The 13908-nt window shown below is 41.3% G+C and carries 12 protein-coding genes; 5 read left to right on the top strand and 7 right to left on the bottom strand.

The genetic code is table 11. The annotated features are described in order from the left end of the window. Nucleotides 1-5: 5 nt before the first annotated feature. Nucleotides 6-2912 carry an excinuclease ABC subunit UvrA gene (gene uvrA, locus KA717_23010; GenBank protein ID UXE58860.1) on the bottom strand — a complete coding sequence of 969 codons (2907 nt, stop codon included), beginning with the start codon at nucleotides 2910-2912 and terminating at the stop codon, nucleotides 6-8. 98 nt (nucleotides 2913-3010) lie between these two features. On the opposite strand from uvrA, the gene KA717_23015 reads away from it, so the two are divergent. The 5 genes from KA717_23015 to KA717_23035 all read left to right on the top strand — a co-directional run bounded on the left by KA717_23015 (nucleotide 3011) and on the right by KA717_23035 (nucleotide 9473). Beyond that, complete coding sequence (locus KA717_23015; GenBank protein ID UXE58861.1) at nucleotides 3011-3205, top strand: hypothetical protein; 195 nt, start codon at nucleotides 3011-3013, stop codon at nucleotides 3203-3205. Between the two features lie 181 nt (nucleotides 3206-3386). Then, the gene (locus KA717_23020) at nucleotides 3387-3692 is read left to right on the top strand and encodes a hypothetical protein (protein UXE58862.1); all 306 of its coding nucleotides are present in this window, start codon (nucleotides 3387-3389) and stop codon (nucleotides 3690-3692) included. A gap of 33 nt (nucleotides 3693-3725) precedes the next feature. Next, nucleotides 3726-5189, top strand: coding sequence for a BCD family MFS transporter (locus KA717_23025; protein UXE58863.1), 1464 nt, complete (start codon nucleotides 3726-3728; stop codon nucleotides 5187-5189). Between the two features lie 220 nt (nucleotides 5190-5409). Further along, a complete protein-coding gene (gene mfd, locus KA717_23030) occupies nucleotides 5410-8880 on the top strand; it encodes a transcription-repair coupling factor (protein UXE58864.1) in 3471 nt (1156 codons plus the stop codon). Between the two features lie 17 nt (nucleotides 8881-8897). After that, entirely contained in the window at nucleotides 8898-9473 is a 576-nt protein-coding gene (locus KA717_23035; GenBank protein UXE58865.1) for a Uma2 family endonuclease, read from the top strand. A gap of 674 nt (nucleotides 9474-10147) precedes the next feature. Here the strand turns inward: KA717_23035 and KA717_23040 are convergent. From KA717_23040 to KA717_23065, 6 genes are all read right to left on the bottom strand, one after another. Beyond that, entirely contained in the window at nucleotides 10148-10606 is a 459-nt protein-coding gene (locus tag KA717_23040) for a hypothetical protein (GenBank protein UXE58866.1), read from the bottom strand. A gap of 74 nt (nucleotides 10607-10680) precedes the next feature. After that, nucleotides 10681-11532: a KilA-N domain-containing protein gene (locus KA717_23045; GenBank protein UXE58867.1), complete on the bottom strand. Its 852-nt coding sequence runs from the start codon at nucleotides 11530-11532 to the stop codon at nucleotides 10681-10683. Between the two features lie 3 nt (nucleotides 11533-11535). Then, a complete protein-coding gene (locus KA717_23050; protein ID UXE58868.1) occupies nucleotides 11536-11853 on the bottom strand; it encodes a hypothetical protein in 318 nt (105 codons plus the stop codon). Between the two features lie 252 nt (nucleotides 11854-12105). After that, complete coding sequence (locus KA717_23055) at nucleotides 12106-13137, bottom strand: protein rep (GenBank protein UXE58869.1); 1032 nt, start codon at nucleotides 13135-13137, stop codon at nucleotides 12106-12108. A gap of 71 nt (nucleotides 13138-13208) precedes the next feature. Then, nucleotides 13209-13517, bottom strand: a complete 309-nt coding sequence (locus KA717_23060) for a hypothetical protein (protein UXE58870.1) — start codon at nucleotides 13515-13517, stop codon at nucleotides 13209-13211. A gap of 4 nt (nucleotides 13518-13521) precedes the next feature. Next, nucleotides 13522-13830 carry a hypothetical protein gene (locus KA717_23065; protein UXE58871.1) on the bottom strand — a complete coding sequence of 103 codons (309 nt, stop codon included), beginning with the start codon at nucleotides 13828-13830 and terminating at the stop codon, nucleotides 13522-13524. Between the last annotated feature and the right edge of the window lie 78 nt (nucleotides 13831-13908).

Below are 13908 nucleotides of genomic sequence, written 5' to 3' on the forward strand. Positions count from 1 at the left end.
TATCTTTAAGAGCGTGAATGCACCTGTAAGACCTGGGCTAAATATTGACCCGTATAGGATTGCGGATTCTGGGCAACGGTTTCAGGGGTTCCCATGGCAATGATTTCTCCACCGCGATCGCCGCCTTCCGGGCCCAGGTCAATCACCCAATCACTACAGCGAATCACATCTAAGTTATGTTCAATCACTAAAATCGAATTACCTTTGTCAACTAATCTTTGTAAAACATTTAATAATTGATGAACATCGTAAAAGGATAAACCGGTTGTCGGTTCGTCAATTAAATATAAGGTTTTCCCCGTGGCCCGACGTGATAATTCCGTCGCTAATTTCACCCGTTGCGCTTCTCCGCCGGATAGGGTGGGAGCCGATTGACCTAATTTGACATAGCCTAAACCCACATCCACTAATGTTTGTAAACGAGTAACCGCACGGGGAATATTTTCAAAGACTTTGAGAGCTTCTTCAGCCGTTAATTCCAAGACATCAGCAATGGAATAATCTTTAAATTTGACTTGTAAAGTTTCACGGTTATATCTAGTTCCTTTACAAACATCGCACTGCACATAAACATCCGGCAGAAAATTCATTTCAATGATATTAACCCCTTGTCCTCCGCAGGCTTCACAACGCCCTCCTTTAACATTAAAAGAAAATTGTCCAGGCTTATAACCTCTGGCTTTAGCTTCAATAGTTTGGCTAAAAATTTCTCGAATCGGGTCAAAAATGCCGGTATAGGTCGCCGGATTAGAACGAGGTGTACGGCCAATAGGAGATTGATCAATCACAATCACTTTATCAATAGCTTCTAAACCTTTTATCTCTTCCAAATGTTTAGGAAATGGGGTTAAACGGGTTAAATGGTGTTGTAAAGCAGGATATAATAACTCATTAATTAAAGTTGATTTACCCGACCCTGAAACTCCTGTAATGCAAACCAATTTACCGAGGGGAATTTCTACATTAATATTTCTCAGATTATTTTGAGCGCAATTCTTGAGTTTTAAAATACAACCATTGCCTACTCTTCGAGTCTCTGGAGTTGCGATCGCCTTTTTTCCTGATAAATAAGCTCCTGTTAACGATTCTTCTGAGCTTAATAGGGTTTCTAAATCCCCTTCACAGACAATTTCACCACCATGAATACCTGCTTTGGGGCCAATATCCACCAAATAATCTGCCTGACGAATGGTATCTTCATCATGTTCAACCACAATCAGAGTATTGCCTAAATCTCGCAATCTTTTTAAAGTATTTAAGAGGCGATCGTTATCCCGTTGATGAAGACCAATACTTGGTTCATCTAATACATAAAGAACTCCCGTTAAACCCGAACCAATTTGGGTGGCTAAACGAATGCGTTGGGCTTCACCTCCCGATAGAGTCATGGCGGCTCGATCTAGGCTCAAATAATCTAGGCCAACATCCATTAAAAATTGCAATCTAGCGCGAATTTCCCTCAGGGCCAATTCCCCAATTAAGGCTTGCCGAGGCGTTAAGGTTAGTTGTTGAATTCGTTCTAAGGTTTCTCGAATTGGAGCACTGGTTAACTCATCAATATGATATTGTCCTAAACGCACGGCTAAAGCTTCCGGTTTTAAGCGTTTACCAGCGCAGGTTTCACAAATTTGATTAACAATATATTTTTCTAACTTTTGTTTAATGGCATCAGAGGAACTATCTTGGTAATTGCGGTCTAACATCGTTAAAATACCAGCAAATTTACGATAGTAGCCCTTGCCTTGGTGATAACGAGAATCTTCGGCAAACCACACCTCTTCTTCGCTACCATGCAGTAGAATATTTTGCTGTTCAGGTGTTAATTTTTGCCAAGGGGTTTGCAACTCAAAATTGAAGGCTTGCCCTAAACTATATAATAATGATAAATAATAGGAATTATCTCGATCTGACCAGGGTGCGATCGCTAAATATAAAGGTTGAGTGGGATCAGGTATGACTAATTCGGGGGAAAAGGTGCGATGGGTTCCCAAGCCATGACAATCAGGACAGGCTCCATAGGGAGAATTAAAGGAAAATAAACGGGGCGATAATTCTTCCATGACAGCCCCATGTTCAGGACAGGCAAAATTTTCAGAAAAGATCATTTCTTTGCTATCGGGCAAGGCATAGATTCCTGGTTTTTCGGCAGCTATTAAGGTTTTTTGAGATGATTTTTCCGATTCTAGATCATTCAATATTTCAATAATGGCTGTGCCTTCTGCCTGTTTTAAACAAGTGCTTAAAGAATCGACTAATCGCTCTTGTAGTCCTGGTTTTTGAATCAGTCGATCAATGACAATTTCAATATGGTGTTGATGATTTTTATTTAGTTCAATATTGTCCGTTAATTCTCTCACTTCACCATTAATTCTCACCCTCACAAAACCCTGGGAGGCTAAACTGGAAAGTAATTGTTTATGAGTTCCCTTTTTGCCTCGTACTACTGGAGCTAAGATCTGGAATTTGGTGCGCTCTGGTAAAGCCATAATGCGATCGCACATTTCATCAATGGTTTGAGGCGCGATATTTCTGTCACAATGGGGACAATGGGGACTGCCTGCCCGACCAAAAAGTAGGCGTAAATAGTCATAAATTTCGGTGACAGTACCAACGGTAGAACGGGGATTATGGGAGGTGGATTTTTGATCAATAGAAATAGCGGGGCTTAGACCTTCAATGGCATCCACATCCGGTTTATCTAGTTGTCCTAAAAATTGGCGAGCGTAGGCACTCAGAGATTCCACATACCGCCGTTGACCTTCGGCAAAGATGGTATCAAAGGCCAAGGAAGATTTTCCTGAACCCGAAACTCCCGTAAAGACAATCAGGCGATCGCGGGGTAAATCCAGATCAACGTTTTTGAGGTTATGTTGTCTCGCGCCTCGAATGCGGATGGTGTTTTGGTCAGTCATGGGCGATCAGGCTTAACTTTTCTTTATAATTGTAGTCCGACTTTGTACAATTTAGTAGATGATATAGGACGAGCAATAAGTACGTTTTTTTTGGTAAAATGCAAAACTCAAAAAAAGGCCCTCAGTTCGTTCAATATTTTGAACCTGTTATAGCAGCATTAAAAGAATTGGGTAATTCAGGAACTCCAGCAGAAATTAGGGATTTGATCATGCAAAAACTGAATATTTCTGATGATTTTATTGATGGGAAATTGAATAGTGGCGCATCTCGTTTTGAAAATCAAGTTTACTAAAAAAATGAAAAAGAATTAACAAAAAAACAGCAAGAGAAGTTAAAAAAGTAAACTTTACATACCCTTGAGGAAAATACCTCTTTTGGGAATTTGGCACGGGACGTGAGACGACAATTAAATGTTTCTTTAGCCAGTACGATATTTTCTGTTTAGCATTGATGACCAAAAAGTAGTTGAATCCTTGTTATCCCGTCCTAACGAAGCCCCTGTAACCGTTGCTCTTACCAATATAGGTCGTATAGACATTCCTAGTGATTATGGATTACTTAAGTTAGAGGAAATTAGTTTTATTCGTGCTCAGGCAGTTTTTGGTGGTATTTTTAGTGCGGCAGTGACAACCTTTCAAGACACCATGATTTTAAATTTTATGTTTTCTGAGCCTTCGTTAAGTCAAGAAAAAATCGAAATTCTAGTTGATCGGACATTTTCTTATATTATGGATCTTTGTCATCCCGAAAACAGACCAGAACAGGGAATTATGTTTTAGGTTCTTAGTCTTTAATTAATTAACCATAACATTATGAATGCCTCTACTTTATCCCACCCGCCAGGGACGCTTCCCAAATTAAAGCTCTTAACGATGTTCCGTTTGGGTTTATTCCAAATGGGATTGGGCATTATGTCTCTATTGACGCTAGGTGTCCTGAATCGTCTGCTTATTGATGAGTTGGCCGTGTTACCTGGAATTGCTGCCGCCGCGATCGCCACCTATCAATTTGTCAGTCCGGTGCGGGTATGGTTCGGGCAGCTATCGGACAGTAAAAGATTATTTGGCTACCATCGAACTGGTTATGTTTGGCTTGGCGCGATTTTCTTTACCGTCATTGCCTTTCTCGCTTTACAAGTGGTTTGGCAGTTGGGCTGGTCGGTGCAAAATAATGGTTGGACAACGGTGACTTACCTCTGGACAGGGCTTTTAGCCATCGTTTTTGGATTCTATGGCTTGGCTCTCAGTGCCAGTTCGGTTCCCTTTGCAGCTCTTCTGGTGGATGTTTCCGATGAGGATAACCGTTCTCAATTAGTGGGCATTGTTTGGTCGATGTTAATGGTGGGCATTGTGGTAGGGGCAATTGTTAGCTCGAAACTGTTGGATACTCCCAATATTTGCGGGGCCGCTATCCTCAGCTATGATCCAAACCAGGTAACAAAAAACGCCAATATTCCCCAGCTTCAACAGGCGATCAATCCCGTTTTTGTGATCATGCCGGCGATCGTTTTATTATTTAGCATCCTAGCAACGTTCGGGGTAGAAACCAAATATTCTCGTTTTTCGAGTCGTTCTCAATACATTGAACGAGAGGATCAAATTACCTTGGGTCGAGCCTTAAAAGTGCTAACAGCGAGTCGGCAAACAGGCTTTTTTTTCACCTTTCTGTTGTTACTAACGATTAGTCTATTTATGCAGGATGCCATTATGGAACCCTACGGAGGGGAAGTGTTTGGTATGTGCATTGCTCAAACCACCCAATTAAATGCTTTTTTTGGCATGGGAACCCTAATCGGTATTGCTACAACGGGCTTTTTAGTTTTACCAAAGCTGGGCAATCAACGTACAACGAAATGGGGCTGTTTAGTGGCGGCCACTTGTTTTAGTGTTTTAATTTTGGCAGGATTTTTAGAAAATCAGACCTTACTAAAATCGGGTTTACTCTTGTTTGGTTTAGCCTCTGGCATGATTACCGCCGGAGCCACTAGTTTAATGTTGGATTTAACGGCGGCCGAAACGGCTGGAACCTTTATTGGTGCCTGGGGTCTGGCTCAGGCTATGTCACGGGGTTTGGCCACGGTATTGGGAGGCGCGTTTTTAAGTTTAGGAAAGTTTCTCTTTGTCAGTCCGGTTCTTGCCTATGGTTTGGTGTTTGCCTTGCAATCAGTGGGTCTTGTCTGTGCCGTTTTGTTATTGAATCGGATTAGTGTCCGCGAGTTTAAGGCCAATGCTCAAGCGGCGATCGCCTCTATTATGGAAGGGGATTTAGGCAGTTAATGAAGGATAGATAATTTTTTCTAGCCAGCCTGACTGTTAGGCTAGAGAGAAGATAGTAAGAAAAACCATAGACAAATATCTTAGGTCTTACTTTGCCGGTGTAATCCTGACTGGGTGAACTACAACCCCCTCAGTCGGACTAGGCTTGTAGCCTATCAGAGAGTAGATGATCGCAAGCCAACAGGTTAAGATTGGTTAACGATCCCTCTAATTTCTGGTCATGACCTTTTCGTCTGTAATTCGCCATCTTGAAAAATTGCCATTGACGGCAGAACTACGCCAAAAACTGGAAAAAACGCGATCGCTTTCCCTCAGTGGGATTTCTCGTTTGCCGAAGGGGTTAATTGCTTCAACGTTGGCTCAATCCCTAAATCAGAATTTAGTCGTGGTGACAGCAACCTTAGAAGAAGCAGGGCGTTGGGCAGCGCAATTGGAAATCATGGGTTGGCCAAGTGTCAATTTCTACCCCACCTCAGAAGCCTCTCCCTATGAACCGGCCAATCAAGAGTCGGAAATGGTTTGGGGCCAGATGCAGGTTTTAGCCAATTTGGGACAGACCCGTGCAGGGTTCGTCATCATTACCACCGAAAAGGCTTTGCAGCCCCATCTTCCGCCCCTAGAGGTTTTTCAATCTTACTGTCTCAATTTGCGGGTGGGAGCAGTCCACAGTAGTAAATTATTGGATCAAACCTTAGCGAGATTGGGTTATGAGCGGGTTGCCTCTGTGGAAACGGAAGGCCAGTGGAGCCGACGAGGGGATATTGTCGATATTTTTCCGGTTTCAGCCGAATTGCCAGTGCGCTTGGAATGGTTTGATGATGAGTTGGAAAAGTTGCGTGAATTTGATCCGGCAACTCAGCGATCCCTGGACAATATTGAGAAGTTAATTTTAACCCCTACGAGCTTCGACTGGATCACCTCTCAATCAGTCGAAAAAGAAATTCTTGAACCCTATTTATCGACACGCGAAAAAGAGCAATTACAAACCGAAATTTTCTCAGAGGGAATGCAACGATTTTTGGGCTTTGCCTTTGAACAACCGGCTTCTTTAAAGGATTATTTACCAGAACAGACGATTTGGGTTTTTGATGAAGTTGAGCAATGTGAAAGTCATAGTGATCGCTGGTGTGAGTTAGTGGAACAGGATTGGGTCGGTTTAGGCGATGTCAATTTCCCTAAAATTCATCGAGCTTTTCAAACCTCTTTGGCTACTATTAAAAGTCAATTTTTAACCCTCTATTTTTCGGAATTAACCGATGCAACAGACAAGGAAAGTTTAGATCTTTCTAGTCGTCCGATTCCGACCACGCCTCACCAATTTGCCAAACTCAGTGAAATTTTACGTGGTAAACGGGAAATCTATCATGGGATGACCTTAGAACGCTATGCGACTTGGTTAATTTCAGCCCAACCGTCACGTACTGTTTCCCTCTTACAAGAACATGATTGCGTTGTACAATTTATTCCCAATCCGAGGGACTATCCGGCTATTGAAAAATTCCAGATCCAAAAAACAGCGATCGCTTTAAAGTATGCAGGGATTGCGGAATTAGAGGGTTTTATCCTTCCGACTTTTCGTTTAGTGATTGTCACGGATCGAGAATTATTTGGGCAACAATCCTTAGCTACCCCAGAATATATTCGCAAACGTCGTCGAGCGGCATCTAAACAGGTTGATCTTAATAAACTTTCGCCTGGTGATTTTATTGTTCATAAAAGTCATGGGATTGGTAAATTTTTAAAATTAGAAGCCTTAGAAACCCGCGAGTATTTAGTCATTCAATATGCGGATGGTATTTTACGAGTTCCGGCGGATAATTTTGATAGTTTATCGCGCTATCGTCATACGGGAAGTGAAGCCCCCCAACTCCATAAAATGGGGGGTAAAGTTTGGGAGGCAACCAAAAATAAAGTTCGTAAAGCTATCAAAAAATTAGCGGTAGATTTGCTTAATCTTTATGCTAAACGCGCCCAACAAAATGGTTACACCTTTCCACCTGATACGCCTTGGCAAAGCGAGTTAGAAGATTCCTTTCCCTATCAAGCAACCCCCGATCAACTTAAGGCCGTTCAAGATGTTAAACGGGATTTGGAAAGCGATCGCCCGATGGATAGATTGGTCTGTGGCGATGTGGGTTTTGGTAAAACAGAAGTGGCAGTGCGGGCTATCTTTAAGGCTGTCACCAGTGGTCATAAACAAGTGGCCTTATTAGCTCCTACAACCATTTTAACGCAACAACATTACCATACTTTAAAAGAACGTTTTGCCCCCTATCCGATTAATATTGGCTTATTAAATCGCTTTCGGACTGCTTCTGAGAAAAAAGAGATTTTAGAAAGATTAGCATCGGGAGAACTCGACATTTTAGTAGGAACTCAAGGCATTTTAGGCAAGGGGGTAAAATTCAAAAATTTAGGTTTATTAGTTATTGATGAAGAACAACGTTTTGGGGTTAATCAAAAAGAAAAAATTAAAACCTTGAAAACTGAAGTGGATGTGTTAACCCTCACGGCTACCCCCATTCCTCGCACGCTTTATATGTCCTTATCGGGCATTCGAGAGATGAGTTTAATTACCACACCACCACCCTCTCGTCGTCCCATTAAAACCCATTTATCTTCCTATCATCCTGAGGTAATTCGCACCGCCATTCGGAATGAATTAGATCGGGGTGGACAGGTTTTTTATGTAGTTCCCCGCATTGAAGGCATTGAAGAAGTGGGGGGACAATTACGCGAAATGGTTCCTAGTGCGAGGCTGGCGATCGCCCATGGACAAATGGATGAATCGGAGTTAGAAAGTACGATGTTAGCCTTTAACGATGGTGAGGCCGATATTTTAGTTTGTACAACCATTATTGAGGCGGGTTTAGATATTCCCAGGGTGAATACGATTATTGTTGAAGATTCTCAAAAATTTGGGTTAGCGCAACTTTACCAATTACGAGGACGAGTGGGACGGGCCGGGATTCAGGCACATGCTTGGTTACTGTATCCCAGTAAACGAGAGTTAACAGAAACGGCACGGCAACGTTTAAAAGCATTACAGGAATTTTCTCAGTTAGGTTCGGGTTATCAACTGGCGACTCGTGATATGGAAATTCGGGGTGTGGGTAGTCTTTTAGGGGCCGAACAATCGGGACAAATGGAAGCGATCGGGTTTGAATTTTATATGGAAATGTTACAGGAAGCTATTAGGGAAATTCAAGGTCAAGAAATTCCTAAAGTAGAGGAAACACAAATCGATCTACAAATTACGGCCTTAATTCCCTCCGATTATATTCCCGATCTAGAGCAAAAAATGGCTGCTTATCGACAAATTACAGCGGTAGAATTTTCTAAGGAATTAGCTTTGATTGCTGCCGATTGGAGCGATCGCTATGGAGCTATTCCCTCCCCTGTAGAGCAATTATTTAAGGTCATTGAGTTAAAGCAGTTAGCTCGTTCTCTTGGCTTTTCACGCATTAAAGTTGAGGGTAAGCAAAATATTGTTTTGGAAACACCAATGGAGGAACCGGCTTGGAATTTACTCGCTGAGAATCTCCCTAATCATCTGCGATCGCGTTTTGTCTATAGTCCTAAAAAGGTCATTGTGCGGGGTTTAGGTTTAGTTAAGCCGAAGCAACAATTAGAAAATTTAATTGAATGGTTTAGTAAAATGAAAGCTGCTTTACCTGATGCTAAAATTTAACAAATGGTCAATCTTCTATGACATCTACTTTAATTATTCCCCCCACCCTAACTATTAGCCAAGAACAATTTGAACTTTTGGCTACTGCTAATCGAGATTTACGCTTAGAGCGATCGCCGACGGGAGAGTTAATTATTATGCCGCCAACGGGTGGAAATACAGGCCGACGTAATGCCAAGCTAATCACTTATTTTGTTAATTGGAATGACAAGAATAAGTTAGGAGAAGTATTTGATTCGTCAACCGCCTTTCGATTACCTGATGGGAGTAATAGATCGCCTGATGTAGCTTGGGTAAGTCGGGAAAGATGGCAGAGTTTGACCCCTGAACAACAGGATAATTTTCCGCCGCTTTGTCCTGATTTTGTGGTGGAGTTACGGTCTAAAAGTGATTCTTTGAAAAATTTGCAGGATAAGATGCAGGAGTATTTAGAGAATGGTTTACAGTTGGGCTGGTTAATTGATATTCAAAATCAAACGGTGGAAGTTTATCGGCCTCAACAGGCTTGTGAAGTTTTGCAGAAACCGATTTTATTAACAGGGGAATCGGTGCTACGCAAATTCTCGGTCAGTTTAGATTTTTTATGGTTATAGCCAATTTTGTGAGAATCTGGTATTTTTCCCCACATTTATCTATAATCGAGGTAATGTTTGATATTTTCATTAGAGCTTAACTCTTTTTCTTTTGAACAATATCTAAAACTGGTAAAACTTTGCTAAAGTTTATTTAGTTCGTACATCAACAAGGTAAAGGAATCTAAATTATGAATATTGAAGTTCAGAATAACAAATCCCAAGAGCATTTTCTTGAACAGCATAAATCTTGCTGTAAAATTTTCGTTGATTACATCTGACGCGATCTCGAAGGCCCTATCGTACCGTGACCCAGGATAATCTATCAACGAATTATTTACAGATAGATTTAAATTGGTATGACTATACTAGTCGCGCTGACGCGCTAAAGGCCGCCAAATGCGGTGTAAATTTGGCGGTAAAGAAGCAAATATTGACAAGCCTCCTGCCGAGTGGCTACGGACTATGGAGGCTCTATGTCGGTTCCTACGTTGGTCTCCACCAGAGCGTATTGTCCTGATTATCGCAGATTCCTGAATGAGTTTTCCAACCGACATATCGGGGGAAGTACAGAGCTTGGCGACTACCAGAATAGACTTTTGAAGGTCTAGGACTTCACTACAACACTCCCTTGACTACGAGAAACGAACTACTTAAACAGGTCTCGATCCGCATCAAAGAGACATGGCAAAAGGCTAGAGTTCTTTCAACAGGAGGCTAATAAACTTATTAAGCACCTTTACGGTCTCCTTGTAATACTTGGATTGTTCCCCAACCGACAAAATCTTCATCCCAAGAACCCGATCTCGAAGCTGATGTAGCAGATCACGATCAAGTTGCTTAATACCTGAAAACATATCTAGTTGTTGAGGATTTCCATGATTAGAGAAAGAAGTCTTACCCTCCATGTCCGATAGCTGAAGTCGCAATACTGCCATCTCGTCTTTCAGTTTCTCGTTTTCTTTTTCCAAACTCTCATGTAATACATGGTTTAATGCAAAATGTTCAATCAAATCTGCCCTTGTAATACGCTGTTTGTCGGCTATATTTCCTAGCATTTCCCATGTTGAATCTGTCGCCCGAATGCTTCTGACAGGACGAAGCTCATTAGACTTTTGAATAAATTTACCGTTGTCACCACGAATGCGGGTCATACCGAGTAATACATGAAAGTCAGAGGATTGATTACCGAAAGGATAGCACTATCCATGTATTACTTGATTATTTATTATTTTTCATCTTCAAGATAGAACCGTCCTCGTCTAGCTTGCTCTAAGCGATACCTTGCAAAACTTATTTTTTCAGTAAAGTCAATTGGATTTGGAACATGGTTCGGAGGCAAAACTTGCTTGGCGGCCATTTTTATGGCGTTTATGGGGTGCATCCCGTTTTCTATGTTGTTTGCTGCTGTCTGACAAATCGCAGCATAATCAGCCAAATCAGTAATAGGAAAATAATCACGAAGTAATTCATTTTCACTAACAGGCTTACCTAAAGAAGACTCCAGCCTTTGCCTCATGTCAGAAGCCTTCTCTCCTGTAAGAACAAGATTGACTTCGTTGTGGACTCGTCCAAAGAATATCCCTGTTTCTTTAGAACGTGGGTTGTATTGGTTGGATGCCTCTAAAAACGACTTTACCTGATCTGTCAGTGCTGTCCTGCTAGAATTTTTCAATTTATCACGCATAGCAATCCTGTCTATATCTGCTTCCATCTGAGCAGGAGTATAGCCAGAACCCAACCAAGAATGAATCCAGTCTTCTACGAACAAAGAAAAATCATCGTTGACCCACATCGTAAAACGAACAGCAAGACGGGGATGTATCCATGTCCCCTGATATTTGCCACCTTGCTTTACCTCTATTAATTCCGTTACAGGAATTCCTGTAACGAGAGAAAGCTTATTGATGGCGGACTGTGCCATTTTTGTTTGTAGCCAATTGGACGTATCTTTTCTCTCTCCCGTTATCTCCAGATGTGCCTTACATATCTGGGTTGCATTGACATATCCATCTGTTTCTCGCTGATATATGGCAATTCCCTCAATTTTGCGCTCTATAGTCTTAATTCTAGTGTTCATACTCTAAATTCCTTTGATTAACTGGTCTTTATAAGCTTCAGAGATAATTCTTTCCGTTAATTTATCTGGCTTAATCTCATAACCCAAAAATAGTAGATCACTGAGAAATATACAGGACTTGCCATTCTTTGTGAAAACTGACACCCCTGACAAATCAATGATTTTTGTCTCTGTAACACAATCATAGTCGCTTGCGTCTAATCGCCTAGCGAACTCCAAAATATCATTAGCGAGTGAATCGGGAACCCTGATAACTCTTGTTTTCCCGTGATTCCACTTAAACTTTCCTCCTGCGCCAACACGCTTACCACCTCTAGGCATTTTCTTTCTCCTATATTGACTATGTTACACCATCATTATCATAAGTAATGGAAAATGTCATGTAATACATGGTAAAGTATAGCAAAAATTATCCATGAAATACATGGATAAAGCCAGTGTTATACTCTGAACGGGTTAGAACTTAACTTTTTCAAAATGGCTAAAAGCCTTATTAGCAATGGATTTTAGTCCTTTTTTATAAGTCCATTTTTTAGCCGTTTAGAGTATAGAAAGAGTCATGTTTTAGTGGTGTTAGGTGGTGTCGTCATATCCCTTTTCGGGAATCTTACAGACAATCCCTATCGCGGTCGCCGTAACCATGACATATTTTTTGATTTTCCTATTCCATCGAAAATAGAGAGACGGGCCTTCAGTCTCTTCCGTTGATTCCTCATCATGGCCAATTAAATCCTCTGGCTCCTCTTCTAATTCTCTGAAATAGTCCCGAAGAACACCGCCAACCCCGACTGCTCTTGTACCATGTACCTGTTTAACATACTCCAAAAACCAATCACAATCAGCCACAAGGTCACTTTCCTTGCACTGGTACTTTAAGATTTCCGCAATCAACCCCACTGGTGAACTTTCAGCCTGAACAGCTTTTACGTCCAGAATTGGAGAATAATCAACTCGAAGGCATTGTTTCCATAAAGCGATCCAATCAGTCTTGGATAGATAATCTTCCTTGTAATAGCTATCCTTCAACAGGATTAGACAATGGAGATGAGGATGTGCTGATTGCCCATCGCGTCCCCTTGTAATCTCAACCGACTTTATCCAACCTATCCCAGGGAATGCCTTCAACTGGGTTAACCGTCTAAAAGACTGATTAAGATGATGCAATGTCTCTCTTAAATCGGTCAACTCACAATTTTTCATGGTCAACGTCAGAAAAATCCAACGCCCATCAGGATAATCAGTAACTACCTTTGGTAGATTCTCGTAGGCTTTTGCCTTCCAACGGAGCGATCGTCTCCACTGACAGATCGGACAATGGCGAACCCGACAGAATTTAGCAGAAGCCAACTTTAACCTCTGTTGACCTGTCTTATTATCGGGAACCAGTTTGAATTCTAGTAATTGAGAGCAAAGGGAAACCCTCTCGGCGTGAGAATCCATTCCCCCTTGCTTGTAATAATTAGAGATGATGTCGGCATTTTTCCGATGCTTATCCCAAGGCTTATCTTTTTCAGAGAGGGATTCTAAGAATGTATATCCATCTTGATGAATAAAAGATACAATGGGAACATTAGATTTTTGACCGATATTGAGTTGGTCAGGCACAAAAACTCCGAGTATTTGGTTGGCGTAAGATACCTTCTAGGATACTGGAGTTTTTTGCTATTTGAGATTAATTATTTTGAAGTGCAGGGGATACGGGCAAAACCTCGATCAACGTTATCCCTTAATGATTCAAGCATGAGTAAAGCAGAAATCGCAGGTAATAATTTGCTACACTCTAAAACGAGTTTTGTTGTTTCTGAAAGTCCAGAAGTTGTTCCTTTGAGAATTTTCATGGCAGTTTTGGCTGCTTTTTGCAGGTTACTATCTTCAGGTGTTTGACCAGCCTCAGCCAGGGTTTTTACTTGCTCTAATGCTTCCGCTTTATCTTCATTGGGTAACTCGCTTTCTGTCTCAATGGCTTTTTGTAGTTGTGTCAGCAATTCTTTAAAGGTTTGGTTGCTCTGATTGGGATGTTTCAGGTAATTGATTAATGGTGTTGGTAACTGCACCACGAATCGCACCAATGGCAACGCCTGTCATGGTTTGATTTTCACCCGCAGCTACAACGCTACTGATATTTCCTTGTGTGCCACTGATGTTGACGTTTCCTTTGTTTTGAGTCATGGTTACATTTCCTTCCGTTTCAAAATAATAGTTGGGTTTCTCAATGGCTTTAGTTAACAAGTTTTCTAACCGATCAACATATCGATCTTTTTCTTCTAATAAAATTTGTTCTTTTGTTGTATCTGGCAATAATTGAATCTGGCGGTAGATTTTATTTAATTTATCAGAAAGTTGTAAAGGAGTTTCAGTTTCAGTAACTTTAGTATG

The sequence above is a fragment of the Woronichinia naegeliana WA131 genome (genome assembly GCA_025370055.1).
Classification (GTDB): domain Bacteria; phylum Cyanobacteriota; class Cyanobacteriia; order Cyanobacteriales; family Microcystaceae; genus Woronichinia; species Woronichinia naegeliana.

Bases quoted from the DNA above. Each gene is read 5' to 3' on its own strand.
- mfd (UXE58864.1), top strand. From the start codon at position 5,410: ATGACCTTTTCGTCTGTAATTCGCCATCTTGAAAAATTGCCATTGACG.
- uvrA (UXE58860.1), bottom strand. From the start codon at position 2,912: ATGACTGACCAAAACACCATCCGCATTCGAGGCGCGAGACAACATAAC.
- KA717_23015 (UXE58861.1), top strand. From the start codon at position 3,011: ATGCAAAACTCAAAAAAAGGCCCTCAGTTCGTTCAATATTTTGAACCT.
- KA717_23035 (UXE58865.1), top strand. From the start codon at position 8,898: ATGACATCTACTTTAATTATTCCCCCCACCCTAACTATTAGCCAAGAA.
- KA717_23025 (UXE58863.1), top strand. From the start codon at position 3,726: ATGAATGCCTCTACTTTATCCCACCCGCCAGGGACGCTTCCCAAATTA.
- KA717_23050 (UXE58868.1), bottom strand. From the start codon at position 11,853: ATGCCTAGAGGTGGTAAGCGTGTTGGCGCAGGAGGAAAGTTTAAGTGG.
- KA717_23040 (UXE58866.1), bottom strand. From the start codon at position 10,606: ATGACCCGCATTCGTGGTGACAACGGTAAATTTATTCAAAAGTCTAAT.
- KA717_23045 (UXE58867.1), bottom strand. From the start codon at position 11,532: ATGAACACTAGAATTAAGACTATAGAGCGCAAAATTGAGGGAATTGCC.